This window comes from Streptomyces sp. NPDC051940, assembly GCF_040680895.1.
GTDB lineage: Bacteria > Actinomycetota > Actinomycetes > Streptomycetales > Streptomycetaceae > Streptomyces.
On record NZ_JBFAXR010000154.1, the window covers coordinates 1 to 18,288 of the forward strand.

General features: G+C 72.5%; 15 protein-coding genes. 10 read left to right on the forward strand and 5 right to left on the reverse strand.

What is annotated here, in order from left to right; all coding sequences use genetic code 11:
- Nucleotides 1-353 precede the first annotated feature (353 nt).
- The 4 genes from AB0M28_RS35510 (at nucleotide 354) to AB0M28_RS35525 (ending at nucleotide 4,936) form a co-directional block, all read left to right on the forward strand.
- Nucleotides 354-1,127 carry a DUF4142 domain-containing protein gene (locus AB0M28_RS35510; RefSeq protein ID WP_365414085.1) on the forward strand — a complete coding sequence of 258 codons (774 nt, stop codon included), beginning with the start codon at nucleotides 354-356 and terminating at the stop codon, nucleotides 1,125-1,127.
- Between the two features lie 42 nt (nucleotides 1,128-1,169).
- On the forward strand, nucleotides 1,170-2,210 hold the full coding sequence (locus AB0M28_RS35515; RefSeq protein WP_365414087.1) for a DUF1996 domain-containing protein: 1,041 nt from the start codon (nucleotides 1,170-1,172) through the stop codon (nucleotides 2,208-2,210).
- 140 nt (nucleotides 2,211-2,350) lie between these two features.
- Nucleotides 2,351-3,148, forward strand: a complete 798-nt coding sequence (locus AB0M28_RS35520) for a TIGR04222 domain-containing membrane protein (RefSeq protein ID WP_365414089.1) — start codon at nucleotides 2,351-2,353, stop codon at nucleotides 3,146-3,148.
- A 168-nt stretch (nucleotides 3,149-3,316) separates the two neighbouring features.
- The gene (locus AB0M28_RS35525; RefSeq protein WP_365414091.1) at nucleotides 3,317-4,936 is read left to right on the forward strand and encodes an alpha/beta hydrolase; all 1,620 of its coding nucleotides are present in this window, start codon (nucleotides 3,317-3,319) and stop codon (nucleotides 4,934-4,936) included.
- A gap of 4 nt (nucleotides 4,937-4,940) precedes the next feature.
- Here AB0M28_RS35525 and AB0M28_RS35530 read toward each other — a convergent pair whose 3' ends face one another.
- The 3 genes from AB0M28_RS35530 to hemG form a co-directional block, all read right to left on the reverse strand.
- A complete protein-coding gene (locus tag AB0M28_RS35530) occupies nucleotides 4,941-5,234 on the reverse strand; it encodes a hypothetical protein (RefSeq protein ID WP_365414093.1) in 294 nt (97 codons plus the stop codon).
- A gap of 105 nt (nucleotides 5,235-5,339) precedes the next feature.
- Nucleotides 5,340-6,056 (reverse strand): hydrogen peroxide-dependent heme synthase, encoded by a 717-nt coding sequence (gene hemQ / locus AB0M28_RS35535; RefSeq protein ID WP_365414095.1) that lies wholly within the window; start codon nucleotides 6,054-6,056, stop codon nucleotides 5,340-5,342.
- Entirely contained in the window at nucleotides 6,053-7,432 is a 1,380-nt protein-coding gene (gene hemG, locus AB0M28_RS35540) for a protoporphyrinogen oxidase (RefSeq protein ID WP_365414097.1), read from the reverse strand. The genes hemQ and hemG overlap by 4 nt, the downstream gene beginning before the upstream one ends.
- A gap of 125 nt (nucleotides 7,433-7,557) precedes the next feature.
- Here hemG and AB0M28_RS35545 point away from each other — a divergent pair, with 125 nt between their 5' ends.
- From AB0M28_RS35545 to AB0M28_RS35555, 3 genes are all read left to right on the forward strand, one after another.
- Nucleotides 7,558-8,535, forward strand: coding sequence for a DUF4349 domain-containing protein (locus AB0M28_RS35545; RefSeq protein ID WP_365414099.1), 978 nt, complete (start codon nucleotides 7,558-7,560; stop codon nucleotides 8,533-8,535).
- An 87-nt stretch (nucleotides 8,536-8,622) separates the two neighbouring features.
- On the forward strand, nucleotides 8,623-10,017 hold the full coding sequence (locus AB0M28_RS35550) for an FAD-dependent oxidoreductase (RefSeq protein WP_365414101.1): 1,395 nt from the start codon (nucleotides 8,623-8,625) through the stop codon (nucleotides 10,015-10,017).
- Between the two features lie 63 nt (nucleotides 10,018-10,080).
- Complete coding sequence (locus AB0M28_RS35555) at nucleotides 10,081-10,590, forward strand: NUDIX domain-containing protein (protein WP_365414103.1); 510 nt, start codon at nucleotides 10,081-10,083, stop codon at nucleotides 10,588-10,590.
- A 10-nt stretch (nucleotides 10,591-10,600) separates the two neighbouring features.
- On the opposite strand, the gene hemE is transcribed toward AB0M28_RS35555, so the two are convergent.
- Nucleotides 10,601-11,680 carry a uroporphyrinogen decarboxylase gene (hemE, locus tag AB0M28_RS35560; RefSeq protein ID WP_365414105.1) on the reverse strand — a complete coding sequence of 360 codons (1,080 nt, stop codon included), beginning with the start codon at nucleotides 11,678-11,680 and terminating at the stop codon, nucleotides 10,601-10,603.
- Between the two features lie 571 nt (nucleotides 11,681-12,251).
- Between hemE and AB0M28_RS35565 the strand changes: the two genes are divergently transcribed.
- Nucleotides 12,252-12,917 (forward strand): DUF3000 domain-containing protein, encoded by a 666-nt coding sequence (locus AB0M28_RS35565; protein ID WP_365414107.1) that lies wholly within the window; start codon nucleotides 12,252-12,254, stop codon nucleotides 12,915-12,917.
- A 171-nt stretch (nucleotides 12,918-13,088) separates the two neighbouring features.
- Here the strand turns inward: AB0M28_RS35565 and AB0M28_RS35570 are convergent, their stop codons facing one another.
- Nucleotides 13,089-14,447 (reverse strand): cellulose binding domain-containing protein, encoded by a 1,359-nt coding sequence (locus AB0M28_RS35570; RefSeq protein WP_365414109.1) that lies wholly within the window; start codon nucleotides 14,445-14,447, stop codon nucleotides 13,089-13,091.
- Between the two features lie 383 nt (nucleotides 14,448-14,830).
- Between AB0M28_RS35570 and AB0M28_RS35575 the strand changes: the two genes are divergently transcribed.
- Nucleotides 14,831-16,102 (forward strand): nucleotide sugar dehydrogenase, encoded by a 1,272-nt coding sequence (locus AB0M28_RS35575; protein ID WP_365414111.1) that lies wholly within the window; start codon nucleotides 14,831-14,833, stop codon nucleotides 16,100-16,102.
- Nucleotides 16,099-18,186, forward strand: a complete 2,088-nt coding sequence (locus AB0M28_RS35580; protein WP_365414113.1) for a glycosyltransferase — start codon at nucleotides 16,099-16,101, stop codon at nucleotides 18,184-18,186. The genes AB0M28_RS35575 and AB0M28_RS35580 overlap by 4 nt, the downstream gene beginning before the upstream one ends.
- Nucleotides 18,187-18,288 lie beyond the last annotated feature (102 nt).

Here is an 18,288-nt window from a genome sequence, read left to right on the forward strand (position 1 = left end):
AGCGCCGCCAGGCGCGACGCGGCCGAAGGCCGCAAAGGGGGCCCGGGGGCGAAGCCCCCGCAGCGCAACGCAACATCAAGCCCGGCCGGCGATTGAGGCCGAGGCGCGCAGCGCCGACAACGCCCGCCGCCAGGCAACACGGCGAGCAGCCCAAACCCAGCCCGTCCGGCGCCTGAGGACTCCGGCCGAAGGCCGGATGCGCGACAGCCGGCGCAACCGCCGCAGAGGGCCGCACCCCCCAGCGCGGCGGGGCAAGCTACCAACCCCACGCCCCCCACGCGAGGGATTCCATAGAACAAGTGACGGGTTACCACAACCCGTCACTACCGTGCGGTGCCGCACCAGGAGGCCCCATGCGCACAGCAACCGGCACCGCCCTAGTCATAGGCGCCCTCGCCGCAACCCTGGCCGCCCTGCTCTTCCCGATCCTCACGTTCCGGGCCGGCCCCGGCGCCCCCGCCGACCTCGACGCCGACACCGTGGCCACCCGGTTCGGCCCCCTGTCCGCCGCGGATCGCGACTTCGTCCTGCGCGTACGCCTCGCGGGCCTCTGGGAGCTCCCCGCCGGCCAGCAGGCCCAGCAGCGCGGCACCACCGAAGCCGTCCGCGAAGCGGGATCGCACCTGGTCGAAGGACACACCCGGCTCGACGCGAGCGTACGACGCGTCGCGGCCCGGCTGGGCGTGGAGCTGCCGAACCAGCCCAGCCCCCAGCAGCGCGCCTGGCTGACGGAGCTGGCGGAGGCCCACGGCCCCGAGTACGAGCGCAAGTTCGCCAACATCCTGCGCCTGGCGCACGGCAAGGTCTTCGCCGTGGTGGCCCAGATCCGCGCGACCACCCGCAACTCCCTGGTCCGCGCCCTCGCTGACGAGGCGAACGCGACCGTCCTGGACCACATCACGGTCCTGGAGAACACGGGCCTCGTCGACTTCGACGCGATCGCCGCCGACGCGGCGACCACCTCACCCGCCCCCACCCCCGGACGCCCGACCGCCGCGCCCCGGCCGCCGGTCGCGGCGACCCCGCAGCGCACGTATCCGCTCCCCCCGCCCGCGACTCCCCCGGAGAGGAGTGACCGTCCGCGGCCCGGCAGTCCCGGACCGGAGAACAAACCGGAGAAGAAGTGATCGCCCATGAACAACCACCCCCCACACCACCACCGCCGCCGCATGGCAGCCCCCCACCTGATCCTGATAGCCCTGCTCACCCTCCTCGCGTCGGGCGGCGCGTTCGCCACCCTCACGGACAGGGCCTCCGCGGGCCGCACGGCCCACCCCGCCCCCTCCCCGAGCGCACCGGAACCCACCCCGGCCGCGACCGGCACCCCCCACCACACCCCCGGTGAACCCCCCACGTCCGCCGACTTCGCGGACATCCGCACCGCCCCCCGCGCCGCCCCCCGCCCCCGCAACCGCCGCGGCGCCTCCACCGGCACGTTCACCAGCCGCTGCGGCCGCAACACCGAGGGCCACCGCAACCCGGACAACTTCATCGTCGCGCCCGGCGTCGCGAACGGCGCCCACCACGTCCACGACTACGTCGGCAACCTCTCCACGGACGCCTTCTCCACCGACGACTCGCTCCGCGCCGCCGACACGACCTGCACGAACGGCGACAAGTCGACGTACTTCTGGCCGGTCCTGCGCGACATCACCGCCACGGACGACGGCGCCGACCCCGATCTCAACACCGGCCGCGTCCTCACCCCTGCCCGCGTCACCCTGACCTTCCGCGGCAACCCGACGGCGAAGGTCACCGCGATGCCGGAGGGCCTGCGGGCCATCACCGGCGACGCCCGCGCCTTCACCAACGGCGGCGCGAACGCCCGCGCCCAGTGGACCTGTACCGGGTTCGGCGACCGCGTGCTGACCGACCGGTACCCGGTCTGCCCGGGCACCTCGCAGGTCGTCCGCGTCCTGGACTTCCCCAGCTGCTGGGACGGAACCGGCACCGACAGCGCGAACCACCGCGCCCATCTCGTCTTCCCGGACCGCGCCACGGGCGCCTGCCCCGCCGGTACGAAGCCGGTCCCCCAGCTCCGGATCCGCCTGGCGTACGACGCCCCGGACGCCCCGGGGTTCGCGCTCGACTCGTTCCCGGAGCAGCTGCACAAACCGGTCACCGACCACGCGGACTTCGCCGCGTTCCTGCCGCCCGGACTGATGGAGCGGGCGGTGCGCTGCGTCAACTCGGGCCGCCATTGCGGCTGACCGGCCGAACCCGGACGAAACCAGGCATCGGAGCCACCTCCAGCGCACCCCGGCACGACCGGTGACGCACCCCGGCGCGCCCCGTGACGCACAGGTCCGGTGCCCGCATAGCGGATAAGGTCTGGCGCTCAACGGCACCCATGACGTACAACTCCGCCATGTGGGTGATGTTCGTCTTCCTGGCCTGGGCGTTCGCCGTGGTCTCCTGCGGCCGGCTGTGCCGCGCCGCCGTCGTCGCGGGCCGCTGGCCCGAACCGGCCGCCGAGGAGGCGGCCAAGGGTGAACTCTCCCTGTACGAGATCGCCTTCCTGGCCGGCGGACCGCGCCGGGTCGCCGACCTGACGCTGGTCCGCATGGCCCGCGCCCGCAGGCTGCTGCTCGCGCACACGGGCTGGGCCACGGTCGTCGACCCGGTCCCGCACGACGCCCTGGAGCGCGGGGTGCTCGAGGCCGTCGGCCCGGACGGCCAGGCGCGCGTCCCCGAGGTGCGGGCGGCGGCTGCCGCGTCGGAGCCGATGACGGCGCTCGGCGAGGCGCTGGCCCGGGACGGGCTCGCCACCCCGCCGCGGGTACGGGCCGCGATCCGGGCAGGCGTACGGCAGGTGCGGCTGGCCGGGCTCGTGGTCCTGGTGCTGTGGCTGCTGGCGACGGCCCTGACGCCGCCCGGTTCGGCGGCGCCGGCCCTGCACGGCTGGTTCGTACTGCCGCTGCTGCTGGTCGGCGGCTCCCTGCTCATCGCCCGGATCGAGATCCATCCGTACACGCGCTGGGCCTCGTACGCCGGACAGCAGGCGCTCGCCCGCTTCGGCGTGCCCCGGCCGCGGTCGGGCGAGGGCGACCCCGGGTCGTACGACGAGGGCCGGCTGCTCTCGGCGGTGGCGGTGAGCGGCCCGCGCGTCCTGCCGGAGCCGGAGCTGCGCGCGGCCTTCGGCGAATAGGGCAGGCAGGGCGGGCAGGGCGGGCAGGGCGGGTAGGGCCGCCGGCGCGGGTAGGGCGAATAGGAGGAGTTTCCCGGGTGTGTGCCCGACACCCCGGCGGCCTCCTTTACTTCGCCAAATGCTCAGCGAATTATCCCTTTTGTTGCGCAGCTACGAAGGGATCGGCCGTTGAGGGCAGCAGTGCTGTACGGAATGCTCGGTTCGCTCGCTCTCACCGGCCTCGCGGCCGTCCCCGCCGCGGCCCACCCGGACGACCCGTCACCGGCGGCCCACGCGAAGGCCCACGCGAAGGCCCCCGACCTCGCCCCGGACCTGGCGCGCGTACGGCAGGGCGTGGACGTCGTCGCCGCGCGCGCCGCGCGGGCCGGGATCACGTACGGCGCCTGCCCCGCCGCCGAGAACCTCCCCGACACGGTGCGGTGCGGCACGGTGCGGGTCCCGCTCGACTACGCCGACCCGGCCGGCGAGCAGATCGAACTGCTGGTGAGCCGCGTCCCCGCCACCGGCCCGGCCGCGGAGCACCTCGGCGCGCTGGTCTACAACCCGGGCGGCCCCGGCGGCTCCGGCACGTACTTCCCGCTGCTCAGCCGACTGACCGAGTGGCAGAGCCTGGCCCGCGCCTACGACTTCGTCGGCTACGCCCCGCGCGGTGTCGCCCCGTCCGGGCCGCTGTCGTGCCAGGACCCGGCGGAGTTCGCCGAGGCCCCCTCGCACAGCCCCCAGTCCCCCACCGAGCAGGACAAGGCGGCGCGCAACGAGGACGCCAAGGCGTACGCGGCGGGCTGTGCGGCCAACCGCGGCGTCGAGCACTACACCTCGATCAACAACGCCCGGGACCTGGAGGTGCTGCGGGCCGCGCTGCACCAGCCGAAGCTGAACTACCTGGGCGCCTCGTACGGCACGTACTTCGGCGCCGTCTACGCCGCCGCCTTCCCGGAGCGGGTGGGGCGCATGGTCTTCGACAGCGCGGTCGACCCGTCCCCGCGGAAGGTCTGGTACGAGAACAACCTCATCCAGTCCGAGGCGTTCGAAGGCCGCTGGGCGGACTTCCGCGCCTGGGTCGCCGCACACGACGACGTGTACGGGCTGGGCTCGACCGCGAACGAGGTGCAGCGGTCGTACGACAAGGTGCGGGCGGCCGTGGAGAAGGAGCCGGCCGGCAAGCGCGTCGGCACGGCCCAGCTGCAGGCGGCGTTCCTGAAGACGGGGTACGCCGACGACTTCTGGCCGATCGCGGCGACGGCGCTCGCGGACTTCGCCGACGGATCGCCGGCGGCGCTGGTGGAGTTCGCGTCGGTGGACCCGGCGGACTTCGCCTCCGAGGAGAACGGCAACGCGGTCTACACGGCCGTGGAGTGCAACGACGCCGCGTGGCCGGCGGACTGGAAGGTGTGGGACGCGGACAACACGCGGCTCGCGCGCCGGGCGCCGTTCGAGACGTGGGACAACGTCTGGATGAACCTGCCGTGCGCGTACTGGAAGACCCCGCGCCAGCAGCCCGTCGACGTACGCACGTCGCACGGCACGCTGCCGCCGGTGCTGGTCCTCGCGGCGGAGCGGGACGCCGCCACGCCGTACGCGGGAGCGAAGGAGCTGCACCGCCGCCTCGCGGGCTCGACCCTCGTCACGGAACGCGGCTCCGGCTCCCACGGCATCGCGGGCGGCCCCAACACCTGCGTGAACGCCCACGTGGACGCGTACCTACTGCACGGCCGCACCCCGGGCGCAGCAGCCTCCTGCGGCCCCCACGCGGCCCCGACGGCGGTCCGGGAGTCCCCGGGGGCCTGACGGCTCAGGGTCCCAGTTCGGCCTGCAGCCGATCCGGCCAGCCCTCGTCGGCCAGTTCGGCTGCGACCAGCAGGTCGCGCCAGTCCGTCAGCGCGAGCCGGACGGCGTCCCGGAACCGGCGGACGCTCCCGGAGGCGAGCAGGATGATCGCGGCCTGCAGGCGCTCGCTTGCGAAGTGCGCAGCGTCATAGCCCGCGGTCTCCGGGAGTTCTTCGAGTAAGCGGACGATCTCCGGCGCGGAGCCGGGATCCGGGAAGTCGCGCCGGATCCGGCGCTCGAGTCGCGTACTGATCGGCACCGTACCCCGCCCTCCCGGGGGCCAAGCCCCTTCCAGGCTATCCCGCGGCACCGACACCGCCGCCTGTTGTCCACAGGTGACGGGCCGGTGCCGGGCGCACCGGGCTCAGGCCAGGCCCGCCACCAGTTCGGATACCGCCTTGCGGCGGCCCGTGTAGAACGGGACCTCCTCGCGGACGTGCATGCGGGCCTCCGAGGCGCGGAGGTGGCGCATGAGGTCGACGATGCGGTAGAGGTCGTCCGCCTCGAAGGCGAGGATCCACTCGTAGTCGCCGAGGGAGAAGGACGCGACCGTGTTGGCGCGGACGTCCGGGTAGCCGCGGGCCATCTTGCCGTGGTCGGCGAGCATGCGGCGGCGGTCCTCGTCGGGCAGCAGGTACCAGTCGTACGAGCGGACGAAGGGGTACACGGAGACGTAGTCGCGCGCCGTCTCGTCGGCCAGGAAGGCCGGGATGTGCGAGCGGTTGAACTCCGCCGGGCGGTGCAGCGCCATGTTCGACCAGACGGGGTCGAGGGCGCGCCCCAGCTTCGTGCGGCGGAAGAGGTTGTACGCCTCCTGCAGCGCGTCCGCGGTCTCCGCGTGCCACCAGATCATCAGGTCCGCGTCGGCCCGCAGCCCGGACACGTCGTACGTGCCGCGGACCACGACGTCCTTCGCGGCCAGCTGGTCGAACAGCTCCTGCACCTCGTCGGCGTAGCCGGCGCGGTCCTCCGGCAGCACGTCGCGGAGCCGGAACACGGACCAGAGGGTGTAGCGGATGACCTCGTTGAGGTCCTTGGCCTTCTTGCCCGCGTTGGGGATGCGGTCTGGTGCGGCAGTCATGCCCTCATTGTCCCAGGTGCCCCGAGCAGCTCGTCGGCGGCCCGGCCCGCGCTCGCGACGACCGCCGGGATGCCCACGCCGTCGTACAGCGCACCGCACACCGCGACCCCGGCGGGCAGGGCGGCGCGGATCCGCGCGACCCGGTCGACGTGGCCGACGGCGTACTGCGGCAGCCCGCCCTCCCAGCGGCTGACCTGCGACGCGACGGGCTTGGCGGTCAGGCCGACGGCCTGCCGCAGATCGGTGAGCGAGGCGTCGACCAGCTCGCCGTCGGCGCGCCCGAGGTCGGCGGTGTCGCCGTACCGCCCGACGGACGTGCGCAGCAGGAACAGCTCGGAGTCCCCCGCCCACGCCCACTTGCGGGAGGAGAAGGTGGACGCCTTGATGGTGCGGCCATCGACGGGCGGTACGAGGAAGCCGCTGCCGGCCGGCAGCCGCTCCTCGGCCTCGTCGCGCCGGAACGCCATGGTGACCAGCGCCATCGACGCGTACTCCACCTCCGCCAGCTCGCGCGCCGCCCCGGGCACCGGCTCGCGCAGCAGCCGCGCGGCGGCCGGCCCGGGCAGGGCGACGACGACCGCGTCGGCGTCGTATGCCGTGCCGTCCGCCGTGGTGACACGCCAGCCCTCGGCGGTCCGGGCCAGCGAGCGGGCCGCGGTGCCGGTACGGATCGTCCCGCCAGCCGCACGTACGTCGTCGGCCACGGCGAGCGGCAGCCGCCCGATGCCCCCGTCGAGGCCCATGAACACCGGGCCGTCCGCCTTCGGCGCCGCCGCCTGCACGGCGCGCACGGCGTCGGTGAGCGTGCGCCCGGCGCGCAGCGCGTCGTACAGGGCGGGCATCGCCGCGCGCAGCGAGATGCGGTAGGCGTCGCCCGCGTACACGCCGCCGAGGAGCGGTTCGACGAGCCGGTCGACGACCTCGCGGCCCAGCCGGGACGCCACGTACGCGCCCACGGCGACGTCGTCGCCGACCTCCGCGGGCGCCAGCTCCGCCTCGTGCGCGATGCGCGCCAGCGCCTCGTCGGACACGACACCGGAGGCCCGCAGCACGTCGGCCGATGCCGGGACGCCCATCACATGCCCCTGCGGCATGGGCCGCAGCGCGTCCCTCGTCCAGACGTACGCGCCCGCGACGGCCACCGGCCGCAGCGCGTCGCCGAGGCCCACCTCGCGGGCCAGGTCCACGGCCTCGGGCCGGCGGGCGAGCATCGACTCGGCGCCCAGATCGACGGGCAGCCCCTCGATCTCGCCGGCGTACAGCTTGCCGCCGACGCGGTCCGCCGCCTCCAGCACGGTGACCCGGGCGCCGCCCCGCAGGAGCCGTCGCGCCGCGGCCAGTCCCGCGATTCCGCCACCGATGACCACGCATTCCATACGGCCACTCTCTCAGACGCCGATCCGCGCCCCGACCGTGACCTCTTCGTGGCCGCGGCGGGCAACCGGAGGCGCGGCCGCCGCGTCCAACGGGCACATTCGACCTACTTCCCGGGGGGACGACGATGCGCAGAGGCATCCCCGCACTCGCCGCGCTGCTGCTGGCCGCGGCGCTGACCGTCACCGGCTGCGGTGCGGGCGACAACGACGCCGGCAGCGACAGCGCCAAGTCAGGTGAGAGGGCCCAGTCCTCGGACGGGGGCGGCGCGGCGCAGAAGGAAGCCGCAGGCCCCGACGCCGCCGCCCCCGGCACCGCGCCCAGCTCCGCCGCCCAGGGCGGCCGCCTCAAGCTCGCGCCGACGGCGCTGATCCGTACGGCGGAGGTGACCGTACGGGCGAAGGACGTGGCCGGCACGGTGGCCGAGGCCAGGACCGCGGTCGAGACGGCCGGCGGCTATGTGAGCAACGAGTCGGTGAACACCAGGCGGGGCTCCGAGCACGCGGTCGTCACGCTCAAGGTCCCGGCGGACATGTACGACACGACGCTGGCGGACGTCGCGGAGCTCGGCGACAAGCTCCTCAGCCGCGACGTGAAGGTCCAGGACGTCACCGACCAGGTCGTCGACGTGGACAGCCGGGTGAAGTCCGCGCGGGCGAGCGTGGACCGGATCCGCAAGCTGATGGACGAGGCGACCCGGATCAGCGACGTCGTCGCCCTGGAGGGCGAACTCTCCACCCGCGAGGCGAACCTGGAGGCGCTGCTCGCCCAGCAGGCGTCGCTGAAGGACCGCACGAGCCTCGGCACGATCACGCTCGAGGTCCTCGAGCCGGACCAGGCCCCGAAGCCGAAGGACGACGACGATCCGACGATCCTGTCCGCCCTGTCCGGCGGCTGGGACGCGTTCGTCGGCACGCTCCGCTGGATCGGCATCGTGCTGGCGGCGGCGGCCCCGTTCGCGGCCGTGGCCGTGGTCCTGTGGTTCGCCGTGCGCACCCTGCGCCGCCGGCTCCCGGACCGCGCCCCGGCCCCGCCGGCCCTGTCGCCGCCGGTCCCGTGGGTGTCGGGCCCGCCTCCCGCGCCGGGCGGCGACGAGAAGGAGTGAGCAACCACCCCCACCAGGACGCCCCGATGCTGCGGGAACGAACACCGCAGGATTAGCGTTGGGTGCACGACGCGACGAAAGGACGTCATGGTGGGGGCGAAGCAGCGGCTGGTGGTCATCGGCGGGGACGCGGCGGGTATGTCCGCCGCGTCCCAGGCGCGCAGACTGAAGAACGAGGACGAACTGGACATCACCGCGTTCGAACGCGGCCACTTCTCCTCGTTCTCCGCCTGCGGCATCCCCTACTGGGTCGGCGGCGAGGTCGCGGCCCGCGACGACCTCATCGCCCGAACACCCGGGGAGCACCGCGCCCGCGGCATTGACCTGCGGATGCGCACCGAGGTCACGGAGATCGACCTGGACCGCCAGTGCGTCCGCACCCGCGACCTCGACGACCCCGCCGCCGACGAGCGCTGGCACGGCTTCGACCACCTCGTGATCGCCACCGGCGCCCGTCCCACGCGCCCGCGGCTCCCCGGCATCGACGCCCCGGGCGTGCACGGCATCCAGACGCTGGACGACGGCCAGGCGCTCATCGACGTACTGGACAAGGAGCGGGTGCGCCACGCGGTCGTCGTGGGCGCCGGCTACATCGGCGTGGAGATGGCGGAGGCGCTGGTCCACCGCGGTATCGACGTCACCGTGCTGGAGGCGGCGGACGAGCCGATGAGCACCCTCGACCCGGACATGGGGCGGCTGGTGCACGACGCGATGAACGGCATGGGCGTCCGCACGGTCACGGGCGCCGCGGCGACGGCCGTCCTCACCGACGCGGAGGGCCGGGCCCGCGCGGTCGCCACGGAGGACGACGAGTACCCGGCGGACGTCGTCGTCCTCGGTCTCGGCGTACGCCCGGAGACCGCCCTCGCCAAGGACGCGGGCCTCCCCCTCGGCTCGTACGGCGGACTGCTGACGGACCTCGCGATGCGGGTGCGCGGCCAGGAGAACATCTGGGCCGGCGGCGACTGCGTCGAGGTCCTCGACCTGGTCGCCGGCCGCACCCGCCACATCGCGCTCGGCACGCACGCCAACAAGCACGGCCAGGTCATCGGTACGAACGTGGGCGGCGGCTTCGCGACCTTCCCCGGTGTGGTCGGTACGGCGGTGTCGAAGGTCTGCGATCTGGAGATCGCCCGGACGGGGCTGCTGGAGGCGCAGGCGCGGGAGGTGGGCCTGCAGTTCCTGACGGTGCGGATCGAGTCGACGAGCCGCGCCGGCTACTACCCGGGCGCCGCGCCGATGACGGTGAAGATGCTCGCGGAGCGCCGTACGGGCCGGCTGCTGGGCGTCCAGATCGTGGGCCGGGAGGGCGCGGGCAAGCGGGTGGACATCGCGGCCGTCGCGCTGACGGCGGGCATGACGGTGGAGCGGATGACGTCGCTGGACCTGGGCTACGCCCCGCCGTTCTCCCCGGTCTGGGACCCGGTCCTGGTCGCGGCGCGCAAGGCCGCGGCGGCGGTCGCGGCGGACATGCGGGGGTAGTTCGGGCCACCCGGCGCGGATATCCGGAGGCGGCCGGGCAGCCCGCCTGACAGGATGCGGGCCATGGCCGAACTGGTGGATCAGGTGGACGAGGACGACCGCGTCGTCGCGGTGGTGGAGCGGGCGGAGGCGATGCGTGCGCGGCTGCTGCACCGGATCGCGGTGACGGTCTGCCGCGACGCCGAGGACCGGATTCTGGTGCACCGCCGCCCGGACGACGACAGCCGCCACCCCGGGCACTACGACACGGTGGCCGGCGGCGCCGCGGAGGCGGGCGAGAGCTACGGCGAGGCGGCCGCGCGGGAGTTGCGGGAGGAACTGGGCATCCGGCTCGCGGAGCCGCCGCGCCTGGTGTTCAAGCGGATCTACGAGGGGCCGTACGGCCCGTACTGGATGGGCGTGCACGAGGCGCGCCTCGGTCCGGCGGAGACGGCCTCGATCACCCCCGAACCGCGCGAGATCGCGTGGTGGGGCTGGATGACCGTGGACGAGATCCGGGACGCCGCACGCACGCTGCCGTTCGTGGGCGGCGAGGGCAGCGCGCTGTGGACCTACCTGGAGGAGACGGGCTGAGGACCCGCGTTCAGCGCGCGGTGCGCTCGTGGACGTACTCCACCAGCGCCGTCAGCGCCTCGGGGTCGGTGTTCGGCAGCACCCCGTGCCCGAGGTTGAACACATGGCCCTCGAGCCCCGACGCGGCGGCGAGCACCTCGTCGGTCTGCGCCCGTACGGCCTCGCGCGGGGCGAAGAGGACGGCGGGGTCGAGGTTGCCCTGCAGGGCCTTCCCCGGTCCGACGCGCCGCGCGGCCTCGTCCAGCGGCACGCGCCAGTCGACGCCGACGACGTCCGCACCCGCCTCGCCCATGAGCCCGAGCAGTTCGCCCGTACCGACACCGAAGTGGATGCGGGGCACGCCGTACCCGGCGACGGAGTCGAAGACCTTGGCGGAGGCCGGCATGACCAGGCGCCGGTAGTCGGCGGGCTTCAGCGCGCCGACCCACGAGTCGAAGAGCTGCACGGCCGACGCTCCGGCCTCGATCTGCACCTTCAGGAACGCGGAGGCGATGACCGCGAGCCGGTCCAGCAGCGCCGTCCACAGCTCCGGGTCGCCGTACATCATGGCCTTGGTGTGCTCGTGGTTACGGGACGGGCCGCCCTCCACGAGATAGCTGGCCAGCGTGAACGGCGCCCCGGCGAAGCCGATCAGCGGGGTGGCGCCGAGCTCGCCGACGAGCATCCGGATGGCCTCGGTGACGTACGGGACGTCCTCCGGCTGCAGATCGCGCAGCTGCGCCAGGTCCTCCCGCGACCGGATCGGACGGGCGACGACCGGGCCGACACCGGGCTTGATGTCCAGGTCCACGCCGATGGCCTTGAGCGGTACGACGATGTCGCTGTAGTAGACCGCCGCGTCGACGCCGTGCCGGCGTACGGGCTGCAGGGTGATCTCGGTGACCAGCTCCGGCATCATGCAGGAGTCGAGCATGGCGATGCCGCGGCGCACCTCGAGGAACTCGGGCAGCGACCGCCCGGCCTGCCGCATGAACCACACCGGCGTGTGCGGGACCGGCTCCCGCCGGCAGGCCTTCAGGAAGGCCGACTCACGCAAGGCGGTGCTGGGTACGACGGTGCTGCCACTCTGCCCGAAACCAAGAGAACTCACCCCCGCATCTTCGCACGCGTGAGCCCGCGCCCCGGACACACCCTGCCCCCGGGTGGCAGCGGTGCACGCGCCACCGGGGGCGCCCGCCGGGCCGCTGCCCCCGAGGGCCACCGGAGGGCCGGCCGAGGCGGCCGCCGGGACCTGCCCGCTGAGCGCGCGGATCACCTCGGGCGGGCACGCCGAGACGATCCGTATCCGGGACTCCGCCCCGGACCCGGTGGAGGGGCGGGACCAGGTGGGGGGTGGGAGCACCGGGACCCGGTGGGGATGGGAGCGCACCGGGGGCCGGGATCGGGCAGCCCGGGGGTGAGGGCCGGCGGCTTGGAGCCGGGGACCCTCGACACCGAAGGCGCCGACGTCAGGCAAGACAACCGGTAACGGGCGGCGTGCGGGCGGGGGCAACCCCGCGCCGAAGGCGCGGGGCGGCGCCGGCACGAACGGATGAACCCCAACGCGGGGTCCAGGGGCGGAACCCCGGGACGCGGTGCCGCGGACACCCCGCCGGACGGCGATCCGCACCCATCCGGGTGTCATCCCCACCTGAAGCCCTCACTCCCCATACCCTTCCCGCATGGCAGCGGCTCCTGGACACCTGGCTGATGACCCCCGAGATACACCCGAGGAGGACGAGATCCCGCTTCTCTTCCGGCAGGCGGTGGAGGCACTGCGAACCGCCCCCGTACCCTCCGGGATGCGGCTGGAGAAGACACGCGCACCGCGCAGGCTCGCGCCGTACGCGTACGCGCTGGAGGCCGCGGTCCTGGGCGAGGACGACGACGAGGAGGAGGCGGCCGACGGCAGGCTCGTACTCCTGCACCACCCCGACGGCCACGAGGCATGGCGCGGGACGTTCCGCCTGGTCACCCTCGTCAGGGCGGAGCTGGAACCGGAGATGGCCGCCGATCCGCTGCTGCCCGAGGTGTGCTGGTCCTGGCTGACGGGCGCGCTGGACACCCGCGGCGTGTCCTACCGGGAGCCGAGCGGCACGGTGACGCGAGCGGGCTCGTACTACTTCGGCGGGATGGCGACCCGCGCCCCCTCCACGAAGATCGAGATCCGGGCGTCGTGGACCCCGCACGAACACCCGACGTCGCTCGGCGCGCACCTGACGGCCTGGTGCGAACTGCTCCGCCAGTGCGCGGGCCTCCCCCCGGCCCCGGTGGGCTTCCCACCCACGGCGGGAGGCGGCGCGGTGGTCCCCCTCCCCCAGCGCCGGGGGCCGCGCACGACGCGCTAGGTGCGCGGCAACCCCGTACACGAAAACCCGCGGGCGCCGCCCCCCCTCGTCCGGGGAGCGGCGCCCGCGCCAGAGCAAACAACCGGCAGCGGTACCGCTTCAACCCGCCGCCGTCACGGCCGGTCGGCCGGGGTGCTCCACGCGCGGCAGAGCACCCCGGCGGAGTCCGGCTCAGGCGGTCGGCATCGTGTCGAAGAAGCCGACGCCGTGGTCATGGAACTGCTTGACCGCCTGGTGGACATCATCGGCGGACAGCTTCTTGCCGGCCTGGAAGTAGAACCAGTCGATCTGCATGTCCCAGGTGCGGTCGCCGCTGAAGGGCAGGTCCACGAACCAGGTGTTGAAGTTGACGTGCATGTCGATGCTCGGCGCGTAGTCCTTGTCGTGGTGAAAGAGCGTCCGGCCGTCCAGGCGGTAGGTGACGCCGTCGCCGTCCACCGTCATCATCATGGTGTGCCAGCCGGCCAGGCTCTCGTCCGTCTGCTTGGTGACCCGGTCGCGATTCTCGGCATTCCGCCAGGAGTTGGTGTCCAGCTGCGGCCCCGGAGCCCCCCAACCACCGTTCGGCAGGTACTCGTTGTCCAGCTCGCTGTACCCCGCGTCCGACTTGGCGATCGTGTAGAACGTCTGGTTGACGTGGTCGCCGTTGCGGCCGCTCGACGGCTTGTCGGTGAAGTGGATACGGGCAGCGTACGTGCCGTTGCGGAACTTGGCGGCCTTGGTCCCGAGCGAGGCCTGCTTGGTGCCGGACTTGGTGCCGTCGGTGCGGGCACGCAGCTGTGCCACTTGGCCGTCCATCGCCTTTTCGTTCCCCGGGAAGGTGACCCCGCTCCTCGACCAGGTGTTGTCGATACCGGGTCCGCCCTCGCTGGTGCGCACCAGCCAGCCGTGCTTGAACAGCGCGGTGTCCTTCGCGCTCACGTAGTTGAAGTTGTCGAACATGGCGCTGTCGGGGATTTCGACCGCGGGTTCAGCCTGTGGCGCAGCGGCGGTCTCGGCGGACTGGCCGCCCGGCTCCTTGCCCCACTCGAACAAGCCGTCGCGGTAGGCGGTGACCCGCTCGAACGCCCGGAACGTGGACATGGAGCCGTCGAAGGACCAGTCGTCGCTCTGCTTGAAGGGCTTGTGGTCGGTTCTGAAGAGCTGGAGCTCCAGGCCGCGGCTGTTCGCACCCGGGGCGAGTCGGCCCGCCTGGTCGGTGAAGCCGATCTCCAGGTAGTGGTCGGCCTGTTCGGTGGGGGAGGCCATGGCGACGATCGTTCCGGTGACGTTCGAGCAGCCCATCGGCGCCTCCACGCAGTTGAACGCGTAGGGCACGTCTCCGTCGGCCGTGAAGTAGTAGCGCACGGTCAGCTGGTGGAGCGACACGGTCTTCTTGGACGTGTTGAAGACCTCCAGCCAGGGTTTGGCGACCGCTGTCGAGTCCTCCGCGGTGGCCGTCCGGTAACGGACGGTGAGCTCGACGGGCTCCGGATGGAAGTGCTTCCAGAGCGGCTTGGCCGCCGCGGCCGCCGCGGCCGCGATGATCACAAAGACCAGGACCTTGAAAACTCTGCCTATGCGGCTGCGCGGCCGACGGCGGCGAGTGGTCGCCACAGGTTCTCCTCGGGTGGGGGCGGGGCCGTGCGGCCAGCGGTGGATCGGCGCAGAGACTACAGGTCGTCCTGCGATGGGGAAGCTGGCCCCTTGACGAGTGCGACTCCAATCCCGGTTGACGAGTGCGACTCCCATCCCGGCCGACAGGCGAGAGTGGCCAAAGGTTGTACTGAGCAAGCTGTGGCAAATGCCACGCCCGTCGATGGCGTAGAACGTCCGGAGTGAGGCTATGTTCAGACGTCGTTTGATCGTTTTTCGGATTAGCGTGCCACCGGCTTGCCTCGTCGGCCCGTGGCTCTGAGGTGGAGCCCATCATCGTGACCAGAACGCCCCCGATCGACCTCGTCGTCGTCGGCCTCGGATATGTCGGCCTTCCGCTGGCGCGGGCAGCTGCCGGGGCAGGTCTCCAGGTGGTGGGCATCGACCGCAGCAGGCGGGTGGTCGAGGGGCTCAACGCAGCTTCGTCGCACATCGACGACATCAGTGACAGCGATGTCGCGGCCATGCTCGAGCGTGGTTTCCGTGCGGTGGACCGGCCCGAGGTCATCGCGGACGCCGCGGCAGTAGTGGTGTGCGTGCCCACCCCGCTGACCGAGCACGGTGCTCCCGACCTCACGGCGGTGAACGCGGCGGTCGGCGACATCGCCGCCCACCTGGCACCCGGCACCCTCGTCGTACTGGAGTCGACCACCTACCCGGGGACCACCGACGAGGTGGTCCGCCCCCGCCTGGAGGCCGGCGGCATGGTGGCGGGACGGGACTTCCACCTGGCCTTCTCGCCCGAGCGGATAGACCCGGGCAACCCGCACTACGGCCTGGAGAACACGCCGAAGGTCGTCGGTGGCACCACGGCCGACTGCACCAAGGCGGCCCGCGCCCTCTACGAGCGCTTCGTCGGAAGTGTCGTCGAGGCCAAGGGCACGCGTGAGGCCGAGATGGCCAAGCTCCTCGAGAACACCTACCGGCACGTCAACATCGCCCTCGTCAACGAGATGGCCATGTTCTGCCGGGAGATCGGTGTGGACCTCTGGGACGCCATCCGCTGCGCCTCGAGCAAGCCGTTCGGCTTCGCCCCCTTCTACCCGGGCCCGGGCGTCGGCGGTCACTGCATCCCGATCGACCCCAACTACCTCTCCTACAAGGTCCGCTCGCTCGGCATCCCGTTCCGCTTCGTGGAGCTCGCCCAGGAGATCAACCAGCGGATGCCCGCGCACGTCGTCTCGCGGGCCGCGGACCTCCTCAACGAGCACGGCAAGCCCGTGCGCGGCTCGCGCATCCTGGTCCTCGGCGTCACCTACAAGCCGGACATCTCCGACCAGCGTGAGAGCCCGGCCCTGGATGTCGCGGAGCTGCTGCTGGCCCGCGGCGCCGAGCTGTCCTACTTCGACCCGAGGGTGGAGGACTGGACGGTCGCCGGCGGCGCCGTGCCGCGCGTGCACGACTATCTGGCCGCCGCAGCCGACGCGGACCTGACGGTCCTGCTCCAGCCGCACCGCGAGCTGGACCTCGAGCGGCTGGCAGACTCCGCCCGCCTGCTCTTCGACACCCGGGGCAAGTCTGCGGACCACCCCCAGGTGGTCAAACTGTGAGTCAGCAGGACACTTACATACCGGGCGCGATCGACTCGGCCGGGGGCCGCGGGCACCGGCGCAAGAAGCAGCTGCGGGTCTCGTACCTCTTCTTCCTCGGTATCGCCGCGGTGATCCTCACCAAGCTGGACCCGGACTCCCTGCACATCTACTCGTTCGGTGCGATGGGTCTGCTCACCCTGAAGATGCTCGGGGCGCTCTTCTACCGACCCGCGCGGCCGGACCGCGAGGACCTGCTGTACCTCGACCAGCTCTGGGTGACGGCAGTCATCCCGATCTACAACGAGGACCCGGTGATGTTCGAGCAGGGGATGCGCAGCGTGCTCGCGCAGAGCCGGCTCCCCAACGAGATCCACATCATCGACGACGCGAGCGCGAACCCCTCGGGCATCAAGGTGGCCAGGAGGCTCAAGAGCGAGTTCGAGGCGCTGGGCGTGAAGTTCACGGTCAGCGTGCAGCCCCAGAACAAGGGCAAGCGCGAGGCCCTCGCCCTCGGCTTCGAGGCCGCCCCGTACTCGGACATCTTCCTGTGCGTGGACTCCGACACGGTGCTCTCCCGGGACACCTTCCGCGAGCTGCTGCTGCCCCTGGCTGACGACCGGGTGATGGCGTCGACGGGCATGGTGCTGGCGCTCAACCACGACAGCAACATCTTCACGCGCCTGCAGGACCTCCGGTACGGGAACTCCTTCCTCTTCGAGCGGGCCGCGTACTCCCGGTTGAAGTCGGTGCTGTGCTGCTGCGGCGCGCTCTCCGCGTACCGTGGCTCGCTGGTGCGCAAGTACCTGCCGGACTTCCTGAACCAGCAGTTCCTCGGCAAGCCCGCGGTCTTCGGTGACGACCGCCGGATGACGAACTACTGCCTCATGGAGGGACAGGTCGTCTTCCAGGAGACGGCGGTCGGCTACACGGCCGTCCCGGAGAAGCTGCCGCACTTCCTGCGCCAGCAGGTCCGCTGGAACAAGTCGTTCTTCCGCGAGTCCCTGTGGGCCTTCGTGCACCAGAAGAAGTACCGGCCCGCCTTCTGGCTGACCTGTATGGAGCTGGCGCTCTGGCTCGTCTTCGGCTCGGCGATGTTCTACTCGATGGTGATCCTGCCGGCCTTGCATCCGGAGCGGTTCCTCAACCACCTCGGGGACTATCTGGTCTTCATGGTCCTCATGGGCTACCTGCGGAACGTGCGGTACCTCGACTTCCCACGCCGCGGAATGGGCTTCATCAGGCGCTTCGGCATGTTCCTGCTGGCCCCGCTGTACGGCGTCATCCAGCTGCTGCTCCTGACCCCGCTGCGGTTCTACGCGCTGCTGACCCTGGGCCAGGGCAGCTGGGGCACCCGCCAGGGCGGCGTCGAGGTTTCGGTCGCCGGACATGAGGACGGCGTGTCCGAGGTCTGGGAGGAGGAGGACCCATACTCCGATCCCCGGGTCACCTCCACCATCGAGATGATGCGTCTGGAGGGTCTGGCGCTGCAGCGTACGATGCCGCACCACAGGCCTGGTGTCGCCGCGACTCCGGTCCAGGGGTACGGCGGGCACACCCAGTCGGAGATGCAGGAGCTCGGCAGGTCCGCGCCTCCGCAGCCGGTGACCTGGAACGCGGCTGTGCAGCCGCCGGTTCCGCAGCAGGGTTACGAGATGCCGCAGCCCATCCGTACGCCGCGGCCTGCGCCCAGCTGGGCGCACCACGACGACCAGCAGCCCCGGGCGCGGCGCCGCTGGCAGGACGAGGGCGCGCAACCCGTGCAGACCGGTCCGCAGCAGCCGCCGGCACCCGCGTATCCGCAGCAGCAGCACGCGCCGCAGTATCAGCAGCCGGGATATCCGGCGCAGCATCCGCAGGGCCCCGCGCAGCATCAGCAGCAGGCAGGGTATCCCGGTCAGCATCCGCAGGGCCCCGCGCAGCATTACCCGCAGCCGGGCCCGGCGTATCCGCAGCAGCCGGGTACCGGATATCCGCAGCAGCCGGGGTTCACCCACCAGCAGCAGCCGTCCCCGCAGCGGCCCGGCCCGGAGCAGCGAGGCTCCCACCAGTGGTTCGGGGACGACGCGCAGCAGGATGCGCACCAGCACGGTCACAACCGGTAGAGCAGCAGATCAACGGCCGGGGAGACCGGAACCCGTATCGGGTTCCGGCCGAAGTTCTCGCCCTCGACCTCGATCGGGACGGTGAGCGTGGCGTCCTCGCCG

Excerpts from the sequence above, each read along its gene's own strand:
- AB0M28_RS35520 (WP_365414089.1), top strand. The coding sequence starts at position 2,351 with ATGACGTACAACTCCGCCATGTGGGTGATGTTCGTCTTCCTGGCCTGG.
- AB0M28_RS35515 (WP_365414087.1), top strand. The coding sequence starts at position 1,170 with ATGGCAGCCCCCCACCTGATCCTGATAGCCCTGCTCACCCTCCTCGCG.
- AB0M28_RS35510 (WP_365414085.1), top strand. The coding sequence starts at position 354 with ATGCGCACAGCAACCGGCACCGCCCTAGTCATAGGCGCCCTCGCCGCA.
- AB0M28_RS35565 (WP_365414107.1), top strand. The coding sequence starts at position 12,252 with ATGGCAGCGGCTCCTGGACACCTGGCTGATGACCCCCGAGATACACCC.
- AB0M28_RS35545 (WP_365414099.1), top strand. The coding sequence starts at position 7,558 with ATGCGCAGAGGCATCCCCGCACTCGCCGCGCTGCTGCTGGCCGCGGCG.
- hemG (WP_365414097.1), bottom strand. The coding sequence starts at position 7,432 with ATGGAATGCGTGGTCATCGGTGGCGGAATCGCGGGACTGGCCGCGGCG.
- AB0M28_RS35550 (WP_365414101.1), top strand. The coding sequence starts at position 8,623 with ATGGTGGGGGCGAAGCAGCGGCTGGTGGTCATCGGCGGGGACGCGGCG.
- hemQ (WP_365414095.1), bottom strand. The coding sequence starts at position 6,056 with ATGACTGCCGCACCAGACCGCATCCCCAACGCGGGCAAGAAGGCCAAG.
- AB0M28_RS35555 (WP_365414103.1), top strand. The coding sequence starts at position 10,081 with ATGGCCGAACTGGTGGATCAGGTGGACGAGGACGACCGCGTCGTCGCG.